The 21,652-nt window shown below is 73.6% G+C and carries 21 protein-coding genes; 15 read left to right on the forward strand and 6 right to left on the reverse strand.

Features of this window, described 5'->3' with window-relative positions; all coding sequences use genetic code 11:
- The first annotated feature begins 190 nt into the window (after window positions 1–190).
- From AB0M97_RS15075 to AB0M97_RS15085, 3 genes are all read left to right on the forward strand, one after another.
- A complete protein-coding gene (locus AB0M97_RS15075) occupies window positions 191–1,231 on the forward strand; it encodes an NlpC/P60 family protein (protein ID WP_365961282.1) in 1,041 nt (346 codons plus the stop codon).
- A gap of 253 nt (window positions 1,232–1,484) precedes the next feature.
- Complete coding sequence (locus tag AB0M97_RS15080) at window positions 1,485–2,507, forward strand: NlpC/P60 family protein (protein WP_365961283.1); 1,023 nt, start codon at window positions 1,485–1,487, stop codon at window positions 2,505–2,507.
- A 133-nt stretch (window positions 2,508–2,640) separates the two neighbouring features.
- Window positions 2,641–3,789, forward strand: coding sequence for a hypothetical protein (locus AB0M97_RS15085; protein ID WP_365961309.1), 1,149 nt, complete (start codon window positions 2,641–2,643; stop codon window positions 3,787–3,789).
- Here the strand turns inward: AB0M97_RS15085 and AB0M97_RS15090 are convergent.
- Window positions 3,746–4,999: a glycosyltransferase 87 family protein gene (locus AB0M97_RS15090; protein ID WP_365961284.1), complete on the reverse strand. Its 1,254-nt coding sequence runs from the start codon at window positions 4,997–4,999 to the stop codon at window positions 3,746–3,748. The two genes, AB0M97_RS15085 and AB0M97_RS15090, sit on opposite strands and share 44 nt — an antisense overlap.
- Window positions 5,000–5,118: 119 nt before the next feature.
- Between AB0M97_RS15090 and AB0M97_RS15095 the strand changes: the two genes are divergently transcribed.
- Window positions 5,119–6,261, forward strand: coding sequence for a glycosyltransferase family 4 protein (locus AB0M97_RS15095; protein WP_365961285.1), 1,143 nt, complete (start codon window positions 5,119–5,121; stop codon window positions 6,259–6,261).
- A gap of 92 nt (window positions 6,262–6,353) precedes the next feature.
- Here the strand turns inward: AB0M97_RS15095 and AB0M97_RS15100 are convergent, their stop codons facing one another.
- A complete protein-coding gene (locus AB0M97_RS15100) occupies window positions 6,354–8,150 on the reverse strand; it encodes an AMP-binding protein (protein WP_365961286.1) in 1,797 nt (598 codons plus the stop codon).
- A 313-nt stretch (window positions 8,151–8,463) separates the two neighbouring features.
- Between AB0M97_RS15100 and AB0M97_RS15105 the strand changes: the two genes are divergently transcribed.
- The 6 genes from AB0M97_RS15105 to AB0M97_RS15130 all read left to right on the forward strand — a co-directional run bounded on the left by AB0M97_RS15105 (window position 8,464) and on the right by AB0M97_RS15130 (window position 13,669).
- Window positions 8,464–9,261 carry a metallophosphoesterase gene (locus AB0M97_RS15105; RefSeq protein WP_365961287.1) on the forward strand — a complete coding sequence of 266 codons (798 nt, stop codon included), beginning with the start codon at window positions 8,464–8,466 and terminating at the stop codon, window positions 9,259–9,261.
- Window positions 9,262–9,363: 102 nt separating this feature from the next.
- Window positions 9,364–9,813 carry an SRPBCC family protein gene (locus tag AB0M97_RS15110; RefSeq protein WP_365961288.1) on the forward strand — a complete coding sequence of 150 codons (450 nt, stop codon included), beginning with the start codon at window positions 9,364–9,366 and terminating at the stop codon, window positions 9,811–9,813.
- 172 nt (window positions 9,814–9,985) lie between these two features.
- Window positions 9,986–11,155, forward strand: coding sequence for an ArsA-related P-loop ATPase (locus tag AB0M97_RS15115; protein WP_365961289.1), 1,170 nt, complete (start codon window positions 9,986–9,988; stop codon window positions 11,153–11,155).
- 57 nt (window positions 11,156–11,212) lie between these two features.
- Complete coding sequence (locus AB0M97_RS15120; RefSeq protein ID WP_365961290.1) at window positions 11,213–11,734, forward strand: DUF5304 domain-containing protein; 522 nt, start codon at window positions 11,213–11,215, stop codon at window positions 11,732–11,734.
- Window positions 11,735–11,789: 55 nt separating this feature from the next.
- Complete coding sequence (locus AB0M97_RS15125) at window positions 11,790–12,743, forward strand: ROK family glucokinase (RefSeq protein ID WP_365961291.1); 954 nt, start codon at window positions 11,790–11,792, stop codon at window positions 12,741–12,743.
- A gap of 179 nt (window positions 12,744–12,922) precedes the next feature.
- Window positions 12,923–13,669: an endonuclease/exonuclease/phosphatase family protein gene (locus AB0M97_RS15130; RefSeq protein WP_365961292.1), complete on the forward strand. Its 747-nt coding sequence runs from the start codon at window positions 12,923–12,925 to the stop codon at window positions 13,667–13,669.
- A gap of 94 nt (window positions 13,670–13,763) precedes the next feature.
- Here AB0M97_RS15130 and AB0M97_RS15135 read toward each other — a convergent pair whose 3' ends face one another.
- Together AB0M97_RS15135 and AB0M97_RS15140 are read right to left on the reverse strand one after the other, a co-directional pair.
- Window positions 13,764–14,360, reverse strand: coding sequence for a hypothetical protein (locus AB0M97_RS15135; protein WP_365961293.1), 597 nt, complete (start codon window positions 14,358–14,360; stop codon window positions 13,764–13,766).
- Complete coding sequence (locus AB0M97_RS15140) at window positions 14,353–15,132, reverse strand: alpha/beta fold hydrolase (protein ID WP_365961294.1); 780 nt, start codon at window positions 15,130–15,132, stop codon at window positions 14,353–14,355. Before AB0M97_RS15140 ends, AB0M97_RS15135 begins: the two co-directional genes overlap by 8 nt.
- A 188-nt stretch (window positions 15,133–15,320) precedes the next feature.
- Here AB0M97_RS15140 and AB0M97_RS15145 point away from each other — a divergent pair, with 188 nt between their 5' ends.
- The 4 genes from AB0M97_RS15145 (at window position 15,321) to AB0M97_RS15160 (ending at window position 19,237) form a co-directional block, all read left to right on the forward strand.
- Window positions 15,321–16,109, forward strand: coding sequence for a lysophospholipid acyltransferase family protein (locus tag AB0M97_RS15145; protein ID WP_365961310.1), 789 nt, complete (start codon window positions 15,321–15,323; stop codon window positions 16,107–16,109).
- An 88-nt stretch (window positions 16,110–16,197) separates the two neighbouring features.
- The gene (locus AB0M97_RS15150; protein WP_365961295.1) at window positions 16,198–17,445 is read left to right on the forward strand and encodes a DUF5931 domain-containing protein; all 1,248 of its coding nucleotides are present in this window, start codon (window positions 16,198–16,200) and stop codon (window positions 17,443–17,445) included.
- An 8-nt stretch (window positions 17,446–17,453) separates the two neighbouring features.
- Window positions 17,454–18,146, forward strand: coding sequence for a response regulator transcription factor (locus tag AB0M97_RS15155; protein ID WP_365961296.1), 693 nt, complete (start codon window positions 17,454–17,456; stop codon window positions 18,144–18,146).
- Window positions 18,147–18,217: 71 nt separating this feature from the next.
- Window positions 18,218–19,237 (forward strand): 6-phosphofructokinase, encoded by a 1,020-nt coding sequence (locus AB0M97_RS15160; protein ID WP_365961297.1) that lies wholly within the window; start codon window positions 18,218–18,220, stop codon window positions 19,235–19,237.
- 57 nt (window positions 19,238–19,294) lie between these two features.
- Here AB0M97_RS15160 and AB0M97_RS15165 read toward each other — a convergent pair whose 3' ends face one another.
- Both AB0M97_RS15165 and AB0M97_RS15170 read right to left on the reverse strand, forming a co-directional pair.
- Window positions 19,295–21,175, reverse strand: a complete 1,881-nt coding sequence (locus AB0M97_RS15165) for an anthranilate synthase family protein (protein ID WP_365961298.1) — start codon at window positions 21,173–21,175, stop codon at window positions 19,295–19,297.
- 94 nt (window positions 21,176–21,269) lie between these two features.
- A complete protein-coding gene (locus tag AB0M97_RS15170) occupies window positions 21,270–21,326 on the reverse strand; it encodes a trp operon leader peptide (RefSeq protein WP_121888102.1) in 57 nt (18 codons plus the stop codon).
- A gap of 96 nt (window positions 21,327–21,422) precedes the next feature.
- On the opposite strand from AB0M97_RS15170, the gene AB0M97_RS15175 reads away from it, so the two are divergent.
- Window positions 21,423–21,652 (forward strand): 3-deoxy-7-phosphoheptulonate synthase (locus AB0M97_RS15175; protein ID WP_365961299.1); only part of this gene is annotated, 230 nt, incomplete at its 3' end.

Raw genomic sequence — 21,652 nt, forward strand, 5'->3', positions numbered from 1 at the left:
TGCCCGAATTGACGGAACCCTCACGCAACGTAGTGTCAAGCGCACGTCACCGCTGGTGAGTTCACGGCAGAGAATGCGATCCGTAACCGGGATATTTCGGCAGAGGATTTGAACTGATCACGGATGGGTCACTAGGGTCTGCCTTCGAACCCGCGAACGGGTGATCACTCACGAGAAGGAGCTCGCCCCCGTGGCGTCCCACCGTCGTCCCAAGCAGCCGAGTCGCACACGCGTGACCGTGCTGACCACCGCAGCCGCCGCTGCTGTCGCCCTGAGCTCGCAGGCCGCGCACGCCGCGCCCAGCGAGAAGCCGAGCAAGGACGAGGTCAAGGCCAAGGTAGACAAGCTCTACGAGCAGGCAGAACAGGCCACCGAGAAGTACAACGGGGCCAAGGAGAAGCAGGAGAAGCTCCAGGAGGAGATCTCCACCATCCAGGACAACGTCGCCCGCGGTCAGGAAGAACTCAACGACCTGCGCGACGGCCTGGGCACGATGGCCAGCGCCCAGTACCGCACGGGCGGCATCGACCCCTCCGTTCAGCTGTTCCTCTCGTCCGACCCGGACGACTACCTCGACAAGGCGTCCACGCTCGATCAGCTCAGCAGCCAGCAGGTCGAGGCGCTGAGGAAGATCCAGGAGAAGCAGCGCGAGCTGGCCCAGGACCGCGCCGAGGCCTCCGAGAAGCTCAAGGACCTGGCGTCCACCAGGACCGAGCTCGGCAAGAAGAAGAAGGAAGTCCAGAGCAAGCTCGCCGCCGCGCAGAAGCTGCTCAACAGCCTCACCGCGAAGGAGAAGGCCGCCCTCGCCGCCGAGCAGGAGCGCGCCACCCGCAGCAGCGAGCGCGACGCCCTCAGCGGCTCCTCCTCCGCCGCCTCGGGACGGGCCGCCGCGGCCTACGCCGCCGCCCAGTCCAAGCTCGGCTCCCCTTACGTCTACGGCGCCACCGGCCCGTCCTCCTTCGACTGCTCGGGCCTGACCTCGTGGGCGTACGCCCAGGCCGGCGTGGCCATACCCCGGACCTCCGAGGCGCAGTCCGGCTACGGCACGCGGATCACCTCGGTGAACGACCTCCAGGTCGGCGACCTGGTGTTCTTCTTCAACGACCTGCACCACGTGGGCCTGTACGCGGGCAACGGCCAGATCATCCACGCGCCGCGCACCGGCACGGTGGTCCGCTACGAGTCGATGAACACCATCGGCGGCCCCTTCATGTGGGGCGTCCGGGTCTGACCCGAACCCCCTGCCGTGCCTGTGCAAGACGGCACGCCGTACCGCCCGAACGGGCGAATTGCACAGAGCGTCGACGACCCCACGCCCCGCCGGTGACCTGCGTCAGCGGCGGGGCGTCACCGTACGTGCCCACGGCGGTCGTTGGTGTGCGCCCCGCCACGGGGTTACTGTCTGCCGCGCTTCTCTCACCGCCGGGCCCCTTTCCGGCGTCAGGGAGCGGACCTGTCCGCCAGCGGAAGGAGTGCGGCTTCCCGTGGGTTCCCATCGTCGCGTTGCACCGTCCGGCCTCGACCGGGGCTCGGCCGCCGTGCTCGGCGTCCTGTCCGTCACGGCCGCCGCCCTCGGCGCCGTACCGGCCCCCGCGGCCCCGGCCGCGCCGCTCGACGACGCGCGTGCCGAGGTCGAGCGTCTGCACGCCGCCGCCGAGAAGGCCACCGAGGCCTTCAACGAGGCCGAGGAACGCGCCGACGCACTGCGCGGGGAGGTCCGCGACGCGCAGGACCGCATCGCCCGGCGGCAGAGCCACGTCAACGCCCTGCGGGAGTCGCTCGGTTCGCTGGCCGGCGCCCAGTACCGCGACGGCGGCATCGACCCGGCCCTCGCCCTGCTGCTCACCTCCGACCCGGACGACTACCTCGACAAGGCGGCCGTGCTCGACCGGATCGGCGCCCGCCAGGCCGGCGAACTGCGCAACCTCCGCAAGGCCCTGCGCGAACTCGCCCAGGAACGCGCGGAGGCCGCCGGCAAGGTCGCCGCACTCGACGAGAGCCGAAGAGCCGTCGCCGCCCACAAGAAGACCGTCGAACAGAAACTCGCCGCGGCCCGGCGGCTGCTGAACTCCCTGTCGGACGACGACCGCGCCGCCTACGACCGCGCCTCCCGCACCGGCCGCGCCGACCTGCCCGTCCCCGGCGGCGACGCCCCGGCCTCCGGACGGGCCGCCGCCGCCCTCGCCGCCGCCCGGGCCGCCCTCGGCAAGCCCTACGTCTGGGGCGCCAACGGCCCCACCGGCTTCGACTGCTCGGGCCTGACGCAGTGGTCGTACGCGCAGGCCGGGATCGCCCTGCCGCGCACCTCGCAGGCCCAGCGGTACGCCGGCCGGCAGGTCCCGCTCTCCGAGGCCCGCCCCGGCGACCTGGTCACCTACCGGTCCGACGCCAGCCACATCGGGATGTACGCCGGCAACGGCCAGGTCATCCACGCCCCCTACCCGGGAGCCCCGGTGCGCTACGACCCGGTGGGCATGATGCCGGTCTCCTCCGTCACCAGGGTCTGACGTCGCACGGCCCTGCGCCCTTACCCTCTCAAGGGTGGCCAGGGCCTGTCCGGAGTTTCCCGTCCCCGCCGCGACGCCCGGCACCGGGCCTCGCCGCGCTCCCGGGCGCGCTCCCGTCTTCTCCGCGCCCGCGCTGTGTCTGCTGCTCGTCTCCCTTGTGGCGTGCGGCGGACGGCCGGACGCCCAGACGCTGCGGGCCGACGTCCAGCGGGTGCTCGACCGGCGCGCCGAGGCCCTCCTCGACCGCGACGAGCGCGCCCTGGCGGAGACCGGCGCGCGGGCCGGGTACGACAACCTGCGGGCCGTGCCGCTGGACGGCTGGTCGTACCGCGTGAAGGACGTGCGGCGCAGCGGCGACACGGTCACCGCCGACACCGAACTGCGCTACCGCGTCCGCAGCGTCGACCGCGCCCCCGTCACCACGGCCCGCACCCTGCGGCTGAGCCGGGACGCGGACGGCCGGTGGTCCGTGGACCGGGACCGGCCCGCGAAGAAGTCCGCGCAGCAACTGTGGGACCAGGGCGCGGTACGCGTGGTGCACGGCACGCACAGCCTCGTCCTCGGCGTCGGCCAGTCCCGCGAGACCCTTGACCGCTTCGCCGGACTCGCCGACCGTGCGGTGCCGGCCGTGTCGGACGCCTGGCCCACCGAGTGGTCCCGGCAGGTTGTCGTGCTCGTGCCCGGGTCGCTGGAGGGCATGGCCGGGCTGCTGGGCTCGCCCGCCTCGTCGTACCGCGGCATAGCGGCCGTCACCACCGGCGAGACCGGTGACCGCGCGTCGGCGCCCGCGGACCGGATCGTCGTGAACCCCGACGCGTACGGGACGCTCGGCGCCGTCGGCCGGCAGGTCGTCCTCACCCACGAGACCACCCACGTCGCCACCCGCGCCCACACCACCCCCGCGACCCCCCTGTGGCTGTCCGAGGGCTACGCCGACTGGGTCGGCTACCGCGGCACCGACCGCACCCCGCGGCAGGCCGCGCCCGAACTGGCCGCCGCCGTCACCGGGGGACGGCTGCCGGCGAAGCTGCCCGAGGACGGCGACTTCGGCTTCGACGGCGACGCGCACGCCCTGGCGCGGGCGTACGAGAGCGGCTGGATGGCCTGCCGGATGATCGCCGACCGCTGGGGCGAGGAACGCCTCGGCGCGTTCTACCGGGCCGTCGGCGGCCACGGGAAACGGGCCGGCGCCGTCGAGGACGCCCTGCGCCGGGTGCTCGGCACGAGCCCGCAGGCCTTCACGGCCGCGTGGCGGGACTACCTGCGCTCGGAGTTCGGGTGAGCGGCGCCGGGGCCGCCGCGCCGGGGACCGGCGCCCCGCCCGGGACGGTCGCGCGCCACAGCCGGGCCGCCGCGGTGAGCGTGGCGGCCAGCAGCAGGCCGTTGCGGACGAACAGCAGCGTGACGCCGAGCGCGTCGCTGGCGACGACGTGCGCGAACCACAGCGGGAACTCCAGCACCGTCACCAAGCACGCCGCCAGCACCATCCCCACGGGCAGCCGCATCCGGCTCGCCGGGTGGCACAGGCACACCGCCGCCACCCCGACCAGCCACACCAGGTACTGAGGGCTGATCACCCGGCTCGTGGTCGTGAACATCAGCACCGCCACGAACGCCGCGTCCGCGACCGTGTGCGCCTCGAACCGCCGCGCCAGCAGCCGCCACAGCAGCAGCCAGCCGAACGCCACACCGGTGAGGAACAGCGCCGCCGAACTCACCACGTCCACGTACGGGCCGAGGAACTCCACGGAGCCGTAGTTGAGCAGCACCTCGCCGTTCCAGCCGTGGTGCCGGGCCACGTGGAAGACCAGCGCGCCCAGCGACTCCACCTCGGTGCCCCGGTCGCGCTGGAAGGTCAGGAACGCGAACGCCCCCGGCATCGCCACCGCGAACGCCGCCGCCACCACCGCGCCGGTCGCCGCCGCCGCGGCCCACGCGGAGCGCCGCCGCACGGCGAGCAGCACCAGCGCCGGCCACACCTTGAGCAGCGCGCCCAGGCCCGCCAGCACGCCCATCGCCCGCGGATGCCGGGCACCCGCCAGCAGCGCCGCCACCGCGACCGCCGTGACCATCACGTCGTAGCGCGCGTACACGGTCGGGCCGAGCAGCGGCATGCCCGCCACCCACACCCAGGCGCCCCGCGGGGACAGACCGGGCCGTCTTCCCGCCCAGGCCAGCAGGGCGAGGACGGCCAGGTCCGCGAGGCAGGCCAGCACGTAGAACGCCGTCGCGTAGTCCAGGAAGGGCAGCAGCCCGGGGGAGAGGACGGCGAGCGCCGCGGCCGGCGGGTACTGCCAGGTCACGTCGTCCAGCGGGAACGTCCCGGTGCTCAGCACCTCGTACCAGCCCCGGTAGATGCCGGACACGTCGCTCGTGACGTCCGGGCCGGGGAAGACGTACACCTTCAGCACCCACAGCATCAGCAGCAGCCGCGTCAGGGTCCAGACCACCAGCAGCGGTCCCAGGTGCCGCCGCACGCCCGTCGTCTTCACGTGATTCCCTGCCGTCCGCCCGCCACCGATGGGGCCATGATGTCCCGGACAGCTGTGCGGCTGCCACCCGGCCCGGCCGGGCCCGCCCGTGAACAGCGGGTTCGGTAGGGTCGGCGGCGATGCACAAGACCCTGATCGTGACCAACGACTTCCCGCCCCGGCCCGGCGGCATCCAGGCGTTCCTGCACAACATGGCGCTGCGCCTCGACCCGGACCGGCTCGTCGTCTACGCCTCCACCTGGAAGCGCGGCGCCGAGGGCCACCGGGCCACCGCCGCCTTCGACGCCGAGCAGCCCTTCACCGTCGTGCGCGACCGTACGACGATGCTGCTGCCGACGCCGGCGGTCACCCGGCGGGCCGTCGGGCTGCTGCGCGAGCACGGCTGCACCTCGGTGTGGTTCGGGGCGGCGGCACCGCTCGGGCTGATGGCACCGGCGCTGCGGAAGGCGGGCGCCGAGCGGATCGTCGCCACCACCCACGGCCACGAGGCGGGCTGGGCCCAGCTGCCCGCCGCCCGGCAGTTGCTGCGCCGCATCGGTGAGGGCACCGACACGCTCACCTACCTGGGCGAGTACACGCGCGCGCGGATCGCCGGCGCGCTGACCCCCGTGGCGGCGGCCCGGATGCGGCAGCTGCCGCCCGGCGTCGACGAGAAGACCTTCCACCCCGGCTCCGGCGGCGAGGAGGTCCGGGCCCGGCTCGGGCTGACCGACCGGCCCGTCGTCGTCTGCGTCTCCCGGCTCGTGCCGCGCAAGGGACAGGACACGCTGATCCTGGCGATGCCGAGGATCCTGGCCGCAGAACCCGACGCCGTGCTGCTGATCGTCGGCGGCGGACCCTACGAAAAGGACCTGCGCCGCCTCGCCCACGAGACCGGCGTCGCGGACTCCGTGCGCTTCACGGGCTCCGTGCCCTGGTCCGAGCTGCCCGCCCACTACGGCGCGGGCGACGTGTTCGCCATGCCGTGCCGGACGCGCCGCGGCGGGCTCGACGTCGAAGGGCTCGGCATCGTCTACCTGGAGGCCTCCGCGACCGGCCTGCCCGTCGTCGCGGGTGACTCGGGCGGCGCGCCCGACGCGGTGCTCGACGGCGAGACCGGCTGGGTGGTGCGCGGCGGCTCCGCCGACCAGGCCGCCGAACGCATCGTCACCCTCCTCGGCGACGCGGAACTGCGCCGCCGGATGGGGGAGCGGGGCCGCGCCTGGATCGAGGAGAAATGGCGCTGGGACCAACTGGCGGAAAACCTCACAGCACTGCTGTAGAAGCGCCCCGAAGGGGCGCGGGGAACCGCGCGCTCGACCACGAACGACGGAGAGCCGCCAGCGGCGAAGGGGGCACCCCGGAAGGCGCCGTCCTACTTCGCGTAGATCGCCTCGATCTCGTCCGCGTAATCCTTCGCCACGACATTCCGCTTCAGCTTCAGCGACGGAGTCACATGCCCCGACTCCTCCGTGAACTGCGAGGCGAGAATGCGGAACTTGCGCACCGACTCCGCCTGCGACACCGCCGCGTTGCCGTCGTCGATCGCGGACTGGATCGCGGCGTTCAGGTCCGGGTCGTCGCGCAGCTGCGCCGCCGTGACGCCGGCGGGCTTTCCGTGCTCGGCGGCCCAGCGGCCCAGGAACTCCTCGTCGATGGTGATCAGCGCGCCCACGAAGGGCCGCCCGTCGCCCACCACCATGCACTCGGCGACCAGCGCGTGCGCCCGGATGCGGTCCTCGATCACGGCCGGGGCGACGTTCTTGCCGCCCGCGGTCACGAGGATCTCCTTCTTGCGGCCGGTGATCCGCAGATAGCCGTCCTCGTCGAGGGTGCCGATGTCGCCGGTGTGGAACCAGCCGTCGGCGAGGGCCTCCTCGGTCGCGCCCGGGTTGTTCCAGTACTCCTTGAACAGGTGCTCGCCGTGCAGCAGCACCTCGCCGTCGTCGGCGATGCGGACCACCGAGCCGGGCAGCGGCTGGCCGACCGTGCCGATCTTCTGCCGGTCCCAGGGGTTGAACGCGGTCGCGGCGCAGGACTCGGTCAGGCCGTAGCCCTCCAGCACCGCGAAGCCGATGCCCCGGAAGAAGTGCCCGAGGCGCTCACCGAGCGGGGCGCCGCCGGAGATGGCGTACTCGCCCCGGCCGCCCAGCACCGTGCGCAGCTTGCTGTAGACCAGCTTGTCGAACACCTTGTGCCGGATCCGCAGGCCGAGGGACGGTCCGGACGGGGTGTCCAGCGCCCTGCTGTACGCGATGGCCGTGTCCGCCGCCCTGTCGAAGATGCGGCCCTTGCCGTCGGCCTGTGCCTTGGCGCGCGCCGCGTTGTAGACCTTCTCGAACACCCGCGGCACGCCGAGGATCAGCGTCGGCCGGAACGAGGCCAGCTCCTCGGTGAGGTTCTTGATGTCGGGGACGCAACCCAGCTTGATCGGCGCGAGCATCGGCGCGATCTCCACGAGCCGCCCGAAGACGTGCGCGAGCGGCAGGAACAGCAGCACCGAGCACTCGCCCGTGCGGAACAGCGGGCGCAGCCGCTCGACGACGTTGCCGCACTCGGCGAAGAAGCTGCGGTGGGTCAGCACGCAGCCCTTGGGGCGGCCGGTGGTGCCGGAGGTGTAGACGATAGTCGCCGGGTCGTCGGCGCGCGCCACCGAGCTGCGCTGCTCGACGGTCGCGTCCGTGACGTCCTGGCCGAGCCGGCCCAGCTCCTCGACGGCGCCCGCCTCGATCTGCCACACGTGCTTCAGCTCGGGCAGCCGGTCGCGCACCGACTCGACGGCCGCGGCGTGCGTGTCCAGCTCGACCACGCAGGTGGTGGCGCCGGAGTCGCTGAGGATCCACTGCACCTGCTCCGGGGAGCTGGTCTCGTACACCGGCACGGTGACCGCGCCCGCGCTCCAGATCGCGAAGTCCAGCAGCGTCCACTCGTAGCGGGTGCGGGACATCAGGGCCACCCGGTCGCCCGGCTGGACGCCGGAGGCGATCAGGCCCTTGGCGGCGGCGTGCACCTCGGCGAGGAACGTCCGGGCCGTCACGTCCTGCCAGGCGCCGCCCACCTTGCGGGCGATGACGGCGACGTCCGGATGCTGTGCGGCGTTTCTGCGGACGATGTCGGTGAGATTTCCGTCCGCAGGGACCTCGTACAGAGCCGGAAGGCTGAACTCGCGCAAGACTGCTGCTCCTCATAGGGCGCCGGCGCCACGACGTTGTGCGATGCGACGGTGCGGTCCAAGGCTGGGCAGGTGCTCAGAGGTTCGGCCGGGGGGCGGGGCCCACTGGTTGAACGCCTGAGCACGACTGGACTGCCCGGACGTTACCCGCCGGTATGGCGTCTTCGACAGGGGGGCCCGGCGAGATGTTCGCTGCGTCACACGGATCGGTGTTCCTTCGCGCACAGTAGTCCAGGGCTTTTGTGACGTGCGAGTAACCGCAGGTCCGGCCGCCACTGTTCACGTGTGGCGCACGCGCCTACCCTTGATCGTCATGGCACCCACACGAGCCGGTGAGAACAGGACGCGCGTACACGTGGTCAGCGACGTGCACGGCAACGCCCGTGACCTGGCGCGGGCCGGGGACGGCGCCGACGCCCTGATCTGCCTGGGTGACCTCGTCCTCTTCCTCGACTACGCCGACCACTCCCGCGGCATCTTCCCCGACCTGTTCGGCGTCGAGAACGCCGACCGCATCGTGGAACTGCGCACCGCCCGCCGATTCGAGGAGGCGCGCGAGTTCGGGGCACGGCTGTGGGCCGGCATCGGCACGGACCGGGCCACCGCGATCGAGGAAGCGGTGCGCAAGCAGTACGCCGAGCTGTTCGCCGCGTTCCCCACACCGACGTACGCCACCTACGGCAACGTCGACATACCGCCCCTGTGGCCGGAGTACGCCGGGCCGGGCACCACCGTCCTGGACGGCGAGCGCGTCGAGATCGGCGGCCGGGTCTTCGGCTTCGTCGGCGGCGGGCTGCGCACCCCGATGCGCACGCCGTACGAGATCAGCGACGAGGAGTACGCCGCGAAGATCGAGGCGGTCGGCGAGGTCGACGTGCTGTGCACGCACATCCCGCCGGAGGTCCCCGAACTGGTCTACGACACCGTGGCGCGGCGCTTCGAGCGGGGCAGCCGGGCCCTGCTGGACGCGATACGCCGCACCCGGCCCCGCTACTCCCTCTTCGGGCACGTGCACCAGCCGCTCGCCCGGCGGATGCGGATCGGGGCGACCGAGTGCGTGAACGTCGGCCACTTCGCCGGGACGGGCCGGCCCTGGGCGCTGGAATGGTGAGACCGGCGCAGGTGGGGTGAACCGGGCACGATCGCCGCGCGGTAGCCTTCACGCTGCACACACTCACGTCCTTACCGGCCCGTATCTGGAGGACCCACGGCGATGGCGGAACACACCAGCTCGAGCATCACGATCGAGGCGGCACCGGCCGACGTCATGGGAGTGATCGCCGACTTCGCGCGCTACCCGGACTGGACCGGCGAGGTGAAGGAGGCCGAGGTCCTCAAGACCGACGCCCAGGGCCGCGCCGAGCAGGTCCGCCTCGTCATGGACGCGGGCGCGATCAAGGACGACCAGACCCTCGCGTACACCTGGACCGGCGACCACGAGGTCTCCTGGACCCTGGTCAAGTCCCAGATGCTGCGCTCCCTGGACGGCGTCTACAGCCTCAGGCCGGCCGGCCCGGGCCGCACGGAGGTCACGTACCGCCTCACGGTCGACGTCAAGATCCCCATGCTGGGCATGATCAAGCGCAAGGCGGAGAAGGTCATCATCGACCGGGCCCTGGCGGGCCTGAAGAAGAGGGTGGAGTCGGAGGGCGGGGGCCGGTAACGGCGGGGGAGCGGGCCGGCTGCGACGGGGGGGCACGGGTCGGCGCGGCCCGTCGGCGCCGGGCCGCGCGACCGCCGGGCGGTCACCGCGCCTCCCGCCCCCGTCCCACTCGGCCCCCTCACCGCCCCGCAGGACAACGCCCCCCAAACCGCCGTCCGTTACGGTCACCCCCATGCGCACCCTCCTGTTGACCGGCCCGGGCGGCACCGGCCGCACCACCGTCGCCGCAGCCACCGCCCTGCACGCCGCCCGCGAGGGCACCCGCACCCTCCTCCTCACCACCGACCGCACCGACACCCTCGGCGCCGCCCTCGGCACCAGCACCGGCCCGGACCCCAAGGCGGTCGCCCCGAACCTCACCGCCTGGCGCCCCGACCCCGCCGCCGACTTCCGCGCCGGCCTCACCGCCCTCCAGGACCGCGCCTCCGTCGCCCTCGACCTCGTCGGCGCCACCCCCCTCGACCCCGAGGAACTCACCCCGCTGCCCGGCGCCGAGGAACTCGCCCTGCTGCGCGCCCTGCGCGACGCCGCGCTGTCCGAGTCCCACGACCTCCTCGTCGTCGACCTGCCCCCGGCCCCGCAGGCCCTCGCCCTGCTCGCCCTGCCCGAGGAACTCCGCCGCTACCTGCGCCGCCTCCTGCCGCCCGAGCGGCAGGCCGCCCGCGCCCTGCGCCCCGTCCTCGGCCGGCTCGCCGGCGTGCCCATGCCCGCGGAATGGCTGTACGAGTCGGCCGCCCGCTGGGACCTGGAACTCGCCGGCGCCGAGGCCGTCCTCGCCGACCGCCACACCGTCGTACGGCTGGTCGCCGAGCCCGGCCCGGCCGGCGCCGACGCCCTGCGCACCGCCCGCCTCGGCCTCGCCCTGCGCGGCCTGCGCACCGACCTCCTCGTCGCCAACCGCGTCCTGCCCGAGACCGGCCACGACACCTGGCTCGCCGGCCCCGTCGCCCAGCAGCGCAAGACGCTGGAGGAGTGGCACGAGTCGTACGACGTCCGCACCGTCGCCCACCTCGGCCGCGACCCGCGCGGCACCGACGACCTGCTGGCCCTCGCCGTCCCCGGCGCCGCAGCCGAGGCGTCCCCCGCCGAGTGGCCCGTCACCGACCGCATCGCGGACGACGGCGTGCTGGTCTGGCACGTCCCGCTGCCCGGCGCCGAGCGCGACCAGCTCGACCTCGTCCGGCGCGGCGACGAACTCGTCGTCACCGCCGGGCCGTTCCGCCGCATCGTGCCGCTGCCGTCCGCGCTGCGCCGCTGCACCGTCGAGGGCGCCGCCCTGCGCGACGGCGAGCTGCGCGTCCGGTTCGCACCGGATCCACGGCTCTGGCCGCGAACCCGGTGAACCGCCGGCATGCCTTCCGGTAACGTCGTAGGGACGAACCGTAGTCAGGAGCCCGTCATGAGCGAAGAGCGCCCGGCGCCCGACGCCCCCGAGCCCGAGGCGGCCGACGAGGTCCGGGTGTCCGAGGCGGACGCCGACGCCTGGGCGTCCGCCGTCGCGGAGGACCTGGAGGCGGAGCAGGCCCGCCGCCGCACCCAGTACGGGCCGCCCCCCGGCTCGGCCGCCGAGGAACTGCGCAAGCTCGTCGACGCCGTCGCCGACAAGCTGTCCGACCTCCAGGCCCCGATCCTCGGAGCGGTCGCGGGACCCGCCGCGCAGGAGGCCGTACGGCAGGTCGTCCAGCAGGCCAAGGCCGCCGTCGAGCCCGTCATCGAGCGCAACCCGGACGTCTTCGCCCACCTCGCCGCGGCCGGCGGCGAACTGCTCGCCGCCTACCGCTCCGCCGTCCAGGCCCAGGAGCGGCGCTGGACGAGCGGCGAGTCCGGCCCGCCCGATCCGGACCGGCGGGACGACCGGGACGGCCCGGACGACGAGGACGGTCCAGGGAGTGGACCAGGACAGCGCATCGACGTGGAGTGACCCTCCCCTCGGGTACGGTTGGCCGTAGCGGGGCTCGACCGAAACTGAGGGATTCATGGGACTCACCATCGGCGTCGACATCGGCGGCACGAAGATCGCGGCCGGCGTGGTCGACGAGGAAGGCAGCATCCTCTCGACCCACAAGGTGCCGACCCCCGGCACGCCCGACGGCATCGTGGACGCCATCGCCTCCGCGGTGGAGGGCGCGCGCGCCGGTCATGACATCGTCGGCGTGGGCATCGGCGCCGCCGGCTACGTCAACCGCCAGCGCTCCGAGGTCTACTTCGCGCCCAACATCGACTGGCGCAACGAGCCGCTGAAGCAGAAGGTCGAGGCCCGCGTGGGCCTCCCGGTGGTCGTGGAGAACGACGCGAACGCCGCCGCGTGGGGCGAGTACAAGTTCGGCGCGGGCAAGGGCCACCGCAACGTCATCTGCATCACGCTCGGCACCGGTCTCGGCGGCGGCATCATCATCGGCAACAAGCTGCGCCGCGGCCACTTCGGCGTGGCTGCCGAGTTCGGGCACATCCGCATGGTGCCGGACGGCCTGCTGTGCGGCTGCGGCTCGCAGGGCTGCTGGGAGCAGTACGCCTCCGGCCGCGCCCTCGTGCGGTACGCGAAGCAGCGCGCCAACGCCACACCGGAGAACGCGCAGGTGCTGCTCGGCATGGGCGACGGCACCCCGGACGGCATCGAGGGCAAGCACATCTCCATGGCCGCCCGGCAGGGCGACCCGGTGGCCGTCGACTCCTACCGCGAGCTGGCCCGCTGGGTCGGCGCCGGCCTCGCCGACCTCGCCTCCCTCTTCGACCCGTCCGCCTTCATCGTCGGCGGCGGCCTGTCCGACGAGGGCGAGCTGGTCCTGGACCCGATCCGCAAGTCGTACAAGCGCTGGCTCGTCGGCGGGAACTGGCGTCCGGTCGCCGAGGTCCGCGCCGCCGAGCTGGGCAACAAGGCCGGTCTGGTGGGCGCCGCCGACCTGGCCCGCGAGCCCGACCCGGTCATGTAGGAGGCCCGGCCCGGTCATGTGAAGGGCCCGATCCGAGCAGGCAAGGGCCCGGCCCGTGCACGTCAGGGGACCGGTGCCGCACGCGCTCACGGGGCGCGGGAACCGTGCGAACAGCCACGCCGAAAGGGCGGTCGCGCGGGTACCCCGCGCCCCCGGTCGTGGGGCGTACATTGATCCACATGGAGCTGCTCCCCAACTCCCGCACCGAGCCCGACGGTTCCGCCGTCGTCCGCGTCCTGGGCTACAACATCCGCTCGATGCGCGACGACACCGGCGCGCTCGCCCGTGTCATCAGGGCCTGCACCCCCGATCTGGTCCTCCTCCAGGAGGCGCCGCGCTTCTTCCGCTGGCGCAAGAAGCTCGCCCGTCTCGCCCGCGCGACCGACCTGGTGGTCCTCTCCGGCGGGGCCACCGCGGCCGGGCCCGCCCTGCTGTGTTCCCTGCGGGCGGGCGTCGAGCGCACCGAGGACGTCCTGCTGCCCCTCACCCCCGGGCTGCACCGGCGCGGCTTCGCCACCGCCGTCGTACGCTTCGGCGGCGCCCGGCTCGGCGTGCTGAGCTGCCATCTGAGCCTGCAGCAGGACGAGCGCCACGAGCAGGGCGGCATGCTCCTCGACCGGCTGGCAGCCCTCGGCACGGAGCACGCGGTCGCGGGCGGCGACCTCAACGAACGCCCCGGCGGACGCACCTTCCGGCGGCTGGCCGGCGACCTCCAGGACTGCTGGGCCACCGCGCCCTGGGGCGGCGAGTACACCTCCACGCCGGGCGACCCGCGTCAGCGCATCGACGCCATCTTCGCGACGAAGGGCATCGAGGTGCTCGGCTGCGGCGTACCGCTCGGCCACCCCGGCGTGCGGGACGCGGACCTGCGGGCGGCCACCGACCACCTGCCGGTCCTGGCCGCCCTCAGAGTGCCGGCCGGCTGACATCCCCGCGGCCTCACCGGCCGGCGGCCCCGGGCCTTGGCCCGCCCGCGGCCCCACGCCAGGTGACGCACCCGGCCCGGGGCGCTCCGCAGCCTCAGACCACCGCGCCCCGCCCCGGGTCCTCGTCCTCCTCGTCGCCCGGGTTCATCCGCATCACCAGCGTGAGGAACCCGCCGAGGAAGCCGCCGATGCCGAGCGTCGTCAGCCACCACGTCATGTCCCAGCCGAGCAGCACCGCCAGCAGAAGCAGCACCGGCCCGCCGAGCACGCCCAGCCAGGCGAACTTCGCGGTCACGTCGGCGTCCGGCAGCGGCGGCGGCTCCGGCGGGACGAAGTGGCCCTCGTCGTCCTCCGTGAAGTCCTCCTCCGCCGGCTCGGCCACCGCGTAGTCGCGCGGCCCGACGCCGGGCGCGAACGACACCGAACTGCCCACCGGGCGGGCCGACGCGGGACGCTCGTCCTCCGCCTCGTCGTCACCGGCCGGGATCTTGCTCGGCGTCTCCGGCTCCGTGTTCGTCTCGGCCTCCAGCAGCGCCAGGTCCTCCACCGACTTGAAGGGCTTGGCGCCCGGCGGGTCCGGCGGCTCGTCGCCGTACCCCGCGACGATGGCCGCCCAGGCCGCGTCCTCGTCGAAGGGAACGTCCTTCTCGTCCGGCTCGCGGTCCTCGCGGTCGAAGTCGTGCTCAGCCACCGACGGCCGTCCCTTCCTTGCCGACACCGGGTGCGATCCGGGCGATGAACGCGAGGCTCTCCTCGAAGATCCGGCCCGCGTCAAGGTCCAACGTCGCGACGTGGTAGCTCTGTTCCAGCAGGATCTCCGTCACGTCCCGGGAGGACACCCGGCTCAGGATCCGGGCGGAGTCGGCGGGCGGTACGACATGGTCCCGCGGGCTGCGCAGCAGCAGCAACGGCTGGGTGACCTGAGGCAGCTCACCGTCCACGACCCGGAAGAACGCGCGCAGCGAGTGCGCCGCGTGCAGCGGCACCCGGTGGTAGCCCAGTTCGGTGGCGCCCGGCTTGGCGATGTCGCTCGTGATGCCCCGCGTCGTGCGCACGAGGTGCCGGGCCACCGGCAGGGCGTACGCGGACAGGCCGTGCACCTTGTTCGCCGGGTTGACCACCACGACGCCGTCCACCGCGGCGCCGTGCCGGGCCGCCAGCCGCAGCGCCAGCGCGCCGCCCATCGACAGGCCGGCCACGAACACGCGCGTGCAGCGCTCGCGCAGGGCCCGCAGCTCGCGGTCGACTTCCGCGTACCAGTCGGGCCAGCCGGTGAGCTGCAGGTCCTCCCAGCGGGTGCCGTGCCCGGGCAGCAGCGGCAGTGACACGGTCAGGTCGCGCTCGGCGAGGTACTCGGCCCAGGGGCGCAGCGACTGCGGGCAACCGGTGAAGCCGTGACAGAGGAGCACGCCGACGTCCCCGCCCTCGTGGCGGAACGGCTCGGCTCCAGGGAGGACCGGCACCTTCGGTCTCCTGTTCGTGAAGAGGCTGACACGTCGAATGCGGGGACTCCGCTCGCGCGGATCGCTCGCGGGTACTTCACCGTACGCGACGGCACTGACACCGACCAGGGCCGTAGAGCCCTTCGGCAGTGCTGCGGGATAAGGTCTGAGCGACGGACAGGGGAGGCACTCGGTTGATTTACGGCGCGATGAAGGTCACCGTCGGGGGGCCGCTGAAGCTTGCCTTCCGGCCCTGGGTGGAGGGCCTGGAGCACATTCCCGCCGAGGGCCCGGCCATCCTGGCGAGCAACCACCTGTCGTTCTCGGACTCCTTCTTCCTGCCCGCGGTCCTCGACCGCAAGGTCACCTTCATCGCCAAGGCCGAGTACTTCACCACGCCCGGCCTGAAGGGCCGGATGACCGCCGCCTTCTTCAAGGGCGTCGGCCAGCTCCCCGTGGACCGCTCCGGCGCGCGCGGCGCGGGCGAGGCCGCGGTCAGGAGCGGCATCGAAGTGCTGGAGCGCGGCGAGCTGTTCGGCATCTACCCGGAGGGCACCCGCTCACCCGACGGCCGGCTGTACCGCGGCAAGCCGGGCGGCCTCGCGCGCGTGGCCCTCGCCACCGGAGCGCCCGTCATCCCGGTCGCCATGATCGACACCGAGAAGATCCAGCCGCCCGGGAAGGTCGTCCCGAAGCTGATGCGCCCGGGCATCCGGATCGGCCGCCCGCTGGACTTCACCCGCTACCAGGGCATGGAGCACGACCGGTTCGTCCTGCGCGCGCTGACCGACGAGGTCATGTACGAGATCATGAAGCTGTCCGGCCAGGAGTACGTCGACATGTACGCCACCGCCATGAAGCGGCAGCTGGCGGAGGCGGCGAAGGCCGAGAAGGAGGCCGCGAAGGCGGCGAGGGCCGCGCTCGCGCAGGCCGAGAGGGAACAGGCGCAGAAGGAGCGGGCGGCCCGCGAACAGGCCGCCGAGGAGCAGGGCGAGTAGACCAGAGCACGGCGGACCGGTCCGCGCCACGCGGCCCGGGCGGAGCGGTCCGGGCCCCGGCGGGGGCCGCGGGCCGGGGGTGGGGGACATGGCCAGACGCGAGAGAGTCACGAGGATGTCGGTCGAGCAGCCGCTGTGGCGCGCGCTCACCGGCTACCGGGTGCTCGCCCTGGTGTACGCGGTCGGCCTCTTCGCCACCACCCACGACGAGTTCGACCGCCCCTGGGTCGCCGTCGCCTACTTCGCCGTCCTGGCCGTGTGGACCCTGGCCACCCTGCCCCGGATCGCCAACGCCGACAGCTGCACCAGGCGGTTCCTGGCCGCAGACCTGACCGTCGCGCTCACCGGCATCCTGCTCACGCCGGTCGCCGACGCCCACGAGCGGATCCAGGCGGGCGGGCCGACGCTGCCGTCGATATGGACCGCCGGAGCCGTCCTCGCCTTCGCGCTCAAGGGCGGCTGGCGCTGGGCGGCGCTCGCCTCCACCCTCGTCGCCGTCGCCAACCTGATCGAGCGCGGCAGCCCGGCCCGCGACACCGTCCACAACGTCATCCTCGTCTGGGTGGCCTCCATCGCCATCGGCTACGTCGTGGAGGTCGCCCGCGCCTCCGAGCGCACCCTCGCCCGCGCCCTGGAGATCGAGGCCGCCACCCGCGAACGGGAGCGCCTCGCCCGCGACATCCACGACAGCGTCCTGCAGGTGCTGGCGATGGTGCAGCGGCGCGGCGCCGTCATCGGCGGCGAGGCGGCCGAGCTGGGCCGCATGGCCGGCGAGCAGGAGGTGGCGCTGCGCACCCTCGTCTCCGGTGGCCTGGTGCCCGTCTCACGGGTGTCGGAGGACGCCGCCGAGGGCGCCGTCGTACGGGCCGTGGAGGAGGACGACACCGCCGGGGACGGCCCGGTGGACCTGCGGGCGCTGCTCGCCCCGTACGCCTGCTCCGGTGTCAGCCTCGCCGAGCCAGGCGCCCCGGTGCTGCTCCCGCCCGGCGCCGCCCGCGAGGTCGCCGCGGCCGTCGGGGCCGCCCTGGACAACGTCCGCGAGCATGCCGGGGAGCACGCGCGCGCGTGGATCCTGGTGGAGGACGAGCCCGGCGAGATCGTCGTGACCGTACGGGACGACGGGCCCGGCATCCCCGAGGGCCGCCTCGCGCAGGCCGAGGGCGAGGGACGGCTCGGCGTGGCCCAGTCGATCCGCGGCCGGCTGCGCGACCTCGGCGGCAGCGCCGAGCTGATCTCCGTCCCGGGGCAGGGCACCGAGGTCGAACTGAAGGTACCGAAGGACGCGGCGGACGCGGCGCGCGTGACGCACGCACGGGGGAAAGGCAACGAGCGATGACGGAAGCCATGACGGAACCCACGACGGAACGGCAGCCCCCGGTCAAGGTCATGGTGGTGGACGACCACCCCATGTGGCGCGACGCCGTCGCCCGCGACCTCGCCGAGTCCGGCTTCGACGTGGTCGCCACCGCGGGCGACGGCGACCAGGCGGTGCGCCGCGCCAGGGCCGTCGGGCCCGACGTGCTGGTCCTCGACCTGAACCTGCCCGGCAAGCCCGGCGTCCAGGTCTGCAAGGAGGTCGTCGCCGCGAACCCGGCGGTGCGCGTCCTCGTGCTGTCCGCGAGCGGTGAGCACGCCGACGTCCTGGAGGCCGTCAAGTCCGGCGCCACCGGCTACCTGCTGAAGTCGGCGTCGACCGGGGAACTCCTCGACGCGGTGCGCCGTACCGCCGCCGGCGACCCCGTCTTCACGCCGGGCCTCGCCGGACTGGTCCTCGGCGAGTACCGCCGCCTGGCCTCCGAACCGGGCCCGGCCACCCCGGACGCGGAGGAGTCCCGCGCCCCGCGGCTGACCGACCGCGAGACGGAGGTGCTGCGCCTGGTCGCCAAGGGCCTGAGCTACAAGCAGATCGCCGAACGCCTCGTCATCTCGCACCGCACGGTCCAGAACCACGTCCAGAACACCCTCGGCAAGCTCCAGCTCCACAACCGCGTGGAACTGGTCCGCTACGCGATAGAACGCGGCCTGGACGACGAGTGATCCTCGCTGGAGCGCCGTTCGCCCGATAGCGTGGACCCGTCGGGACAACGCGGCGGAGGGACATTCCCATCATGCGGGTCGGAGTACTGACCGGAGGCCGTGACTGCCCGGGGCTGAACGCCGTGGTCCGGGCCGTCGTCCGCAAGGGCGTACAGGAGTACGGCTACGAGTTCGTCGGCTTCCGGGACGGCTGGCTCGGGCCGCTGGAGGGGGAGACCGTCCCCCTCGGCATCCCCGCCGTGCGCGGCACGCTGCCCCGCGGCGGCACCATCCTCGGCTCCTCGCGGACGGACCCCCTGCGGTACGACAACGGGGTCGGCCGCATCAAGGACACCCTCGCCGCGCTCGAGGTCGAGGCGCTCATCACGATCGGCGGCCGGGACACCCTCTCCACGGCCGCGCGCCTCGCCGACGAGCACGGGCTGCCCTGCGTCGGCGTGCCCAAGACGATCGACAACGACCTGCCCGGCACGGACTACACGGTGGGCTTCGACACCGCCGTCGGTGTCGCCACGCAGGCCATCGACCGGCTGCACACCACCGCCGAGTCCCACAAGCGGGTGCTCGTGGTGGAGGTGATGGGCGGGGAGAGCGGCTGGATCGCGGTGCACTCCGGTCTGGCCGGCGGCGCGAACGTCATCCTGATCCCCGAGCAGCCCTTCGACGTGGAGCAGGTGTGCGGCTGGGTGACGTCCCGGTTCAGGGCGTCGTACTCGCCGATCGTGGTCGTCGCCGACGGTGCCGTGCCGAAGGAGGGCAACGTGGTCCTCAAGGGCGGTGCGAGCGGGCAGGTGCGGCTGTCCGGCGTGGGGGAGTGGCTGGCCGCGGAGATCGAGCACCGCACCGGCAAGGAGGCCCGCACCACGGTGCTGGGGCACACCCAGCGCGGCGGCTCGCCCAGCCCGTTCGACCGCTGGCTCGCCACCCGCTTCGGGCTGCACGCCGTCGACTGCGTCCGCGACCGCGCGTTCGGCACGATGGTCGCCCTGCGTGGCACGGACATCGTGCGCGTCCCCCTGCGGGAGGCGGTGACGGGCCTGAAGCAGGTGGACCCGGCCCGCTACGCGGAGGTCGGTGTCTTCTTCGGGTGAGGCGGCGGTGGAGTCCGCGCACCGGACCGTGGACTCCACCGTGCCCCCCGCCCCCGGTTACCGGGCGGGACCCGGCTGCGCGCACGTGCTCGTGCCGCGCAGCCGGCCCACCAGCTCCCGCACGATCGCCGCGCCGTTCAGCGTCAGCACCGACTCCGGATGGAACTGCACCCCGGCGAAGCCCGGTCCCCGCAGCGCGTGCACCTCGCCGTTCGCGGCGCGGCTCACCTCCACGCCGTGCGCGGCCAGCTCCCGCGCGGCCCCGTCGTCGCAGCACGCCACGAAGCTGTTGTAGAAGCCGACGGTCTCGCTCCGCCCGAACAGGTCGATCCGCGTCTGCGCCCCCTGGTACGGCACCTCCTTGCGGACGATCTCCATGCCCAGCCCGGCCGCGATCAGCTCGTGCCCGAGGCAGACACCGAGCAGCCCGTGCGGGTGCTCGCGCATCAACCGGGCGGTCAGCTCCCGCAGGAACCGCATCTTGGGATCGGCGAGGTCCGACGGGTCACCGGGCCCCGGCCCCAGCACCACAGGCCCGGCGTGCCCGAGCACCGCCTCCCGCAGCCCCGGCTCGTCGTACCGCCGGACGGTCACCTCCAGACCGCCCGCGCGCAGCACGTGCGCGAGCATCGCCGTGAAGGTGTCCTCCGCGTCCACGACCAGGGCGTGCCCGCTCAGCGCGTCGGACCGGTCCTGCATCCGCAGCCAGAACGGCGCGAGCGCGGCCCGCCGCCCGTCCAGTGCCGCCCGCACCCGGGGGTCGTCCGCCAGCAGGGCCCCGGCCCGCTCCGCGCGCGGCCGGGGCGGCCGTACGCCGAGCGCCGCCAGCACCCCGGCCGCCTTGGCGTGCGTCTCCGCCACCTCGCCCGCCGGGTCGGAGCCCCGCACGAGCGTCGCGCCGACCGGCACCCGCAGCCGCCCGGCCGGGTCGATGTCGGCGGTGCGGATGAGGATCGGCGAGTCGAGGGTCTGGGCGCCGCCCGCGTCCCTGCCGATCAGGGCCAGCGCGCCCGCGTAGTAGCCGCGCCCGCCCTTCTCGTGCCGTTCGATGACCCGGCAGGCGTTCTGCACCGGCGACCCGGTGACGGTCGCCGCGAACATCGTCTCCCTGAGCACGTCCCGCACGTCCAGCGAGGACCGGCCGCGCAGCTCGTACTCGGTGTGCGCGAGGTGCGCCATCTCCTTCAGCCGGGGCCCGACGACGACACCGCCCATGTCGCCGACGGTGCACATCATCTTGAGTTCCTCGTCGACCACCATCGACAGCTCCTCGATCTCCTTGCCGTCGGCGAGGAAACCGAGCAGGTGCTCCGGGGTGGGCCCCTCGGCCGGGTAGCGGTACGTCCCGCTGATCGGGTTCATCACGACCGTCCCGCCCGACATCCGCACATGCACCTCGGGGCTCGCGCCGACCAGCGTGCGCTCCCCGGTGTGCACGACGAACGTCCAGTACGCGCCCCGCTCCCCCTCGAGCAGCCGCCGGAACAGCGCCAGCGCGTCGGCCCGGCCGAACCCCGGGATCTGCCCCCGGTAGGTCCTGCGGATCACGAAGTTGGCGCCCTCGCCGTGCCCGATCTCCTCGTCCAGCACCCGCCGGACGATGCGCTCGTACTCCTCGTCGTCCACGTCGAACCCGCCGTCCTCGACGCGCACGTCATGGGCGGGCAGCGCGGACAGGGCGTCGGCGAGCGGGATCTCGCAGGACTCCTCGGGCGTCAGCGCCAGCAGGGGTGTGCCGTCGTCGCGCACGTCGAAGCCGCGCTCGCGGATCTGCCGGAACGGCACCAGGGCGAGGCACGCGCCGGGCAGGTCGGAGAGCCGGCCGTACTCCGCCACCGGCCCGATCAGCAGCTCGACCACGTCGTGGTCGTGCCCGGGGGAGCGGCGGCGCAGCAGGGCGAACGGGCGGTCGTCGCCCGGCAGGTCGGTCAGGTTCACGGTCGTGTCCTTCTGGGAAGGAGGGACGACCCGGGCCGCAAACGCCGAAGGCCGCCCCTCGGGCGGCCTTCGCGAAGTCGGTGCGTACGCGCAGTCAGTGGGCCGCCGAGGGAGCGGTCCACCACCAGGTGCGGGTCGAGTGCGCGAACATACGGCGCACCCTACCCCACGTCCGCGGGCTGTACGTCGCGTCTCACTTCCTGGGCATCGGGCGGGAGGCGCCACAGCACCCCGTAATGTTGAGGCCGTGACCGTGAACGCTAAGTCCAGCCAGAGCGCTGGCAACACCTGGCGAAACCTGCCCGCGGCGCAGCAGCCCGAGTACCCCGACGCCGAGGCTCTGCGCGCAGCGATCGCGGACCTCGAGTCGTATCCGCCGCTCGTCTTCGCGGGCGAGTGCGATCAGCTGCGCGCCCGGATGGCGGCCGTCGCCAAGGGAGAGGCGTTCCTCCTCCAGGGCGGCGACTGCGCCGAGGC

It is taken from the genome of Streptomyces sp. NPDC051207 (assembly GCF_040682395.1).
In the GTDB taxonomy this organism is placed as follows: Bacteria; Actinomycetota; Actinomycetes; order Streptomycetales; family Streptomycetaceae; genus Streptomyces.

Excerpts from the sequence above, each read along its gene's own strand:
- AB0M97_RS15095 (WP_365961285.1), top strand. The coding sequence starts at position 5,119 with ATGCACAAGACCCTGATCGTGACCAACGACTTCCCGCCCCGGCCCGGC.
- AB0M97_RS15105 (WP_365961287.1), top strand. The coding sequence starts at position 8,464 with ATGGCACCCACACGAGCCGGTGAGAACAGGACGCGCGTACACGTGGTC.
- AB0M97_RS15110 (WP_365961288.1), top strand. The coding sequence starts at position 9,364 with ATGGCGGAACACACCAGCTCGAGCATCACGATCGAGGCGGCACCGGCC.
- AB0M97_RS15115 (WP_365961289.1), top strand. The coding sequence starts at position 9,986 with ATGCGCACCCTCCTGTTGACCGGCCCGGGCGGCACCGGCCGCACCACC.
- AB0M97_RS15120 (WP_365961290.1), top strand. The coding sequence starts at position 11,213 with ATGAGCGAAGAGCGCCCGGCGCCCGACGCCCCCGAGCCCGAGGCGGCC.
- AB0M97_RS15125 (WP_365961291.1), top strand. The coding sequence starts at position 11,790 with ATGGGACTCACCATCGGCGTCGACATCGGCGGCACGAAGATCGCGGCC.
- AB0M97_RS15130 (WP_365961292.1), top strand. The coding sequence starts at position 12,923 with ATGGAGCTGCTCCCCAACTCCCGCACCGAGCCCGACGGTTCCGCCGTC.
- AB0M97_RS15145 (WP_365961310.1), top strand. The coding sequence starts at position 15,321 with ATGAAGGTCACCGTCGGGGGGCCGCTGAAGCTTGCCTTCCGGCCCTGG.
- AB0M97_RS15150 (WP_365961295.1), top strand. The coding sequence starts at position 16,198 with ATGGCCAGACGCGAGAGAGTCACGAGGATGTCGGTCGAGCAGCCGCTG.
- AB0M97_RS15155 (WP_365961296.1), top strand. The coding sequence starts at position 17,454 with ATGACGGAACCCACGACGGAACGGCAGCCCCCGGTCAAGGTCATGGTG.
- AB0M97_RS15160 (WP_365961297.1), top strand. The coding sequence starts at position 18,218 with ATGCGGGTCGGAGTACTGACCGGAGGCCGTGACTGCCCGGGGCTGAAC.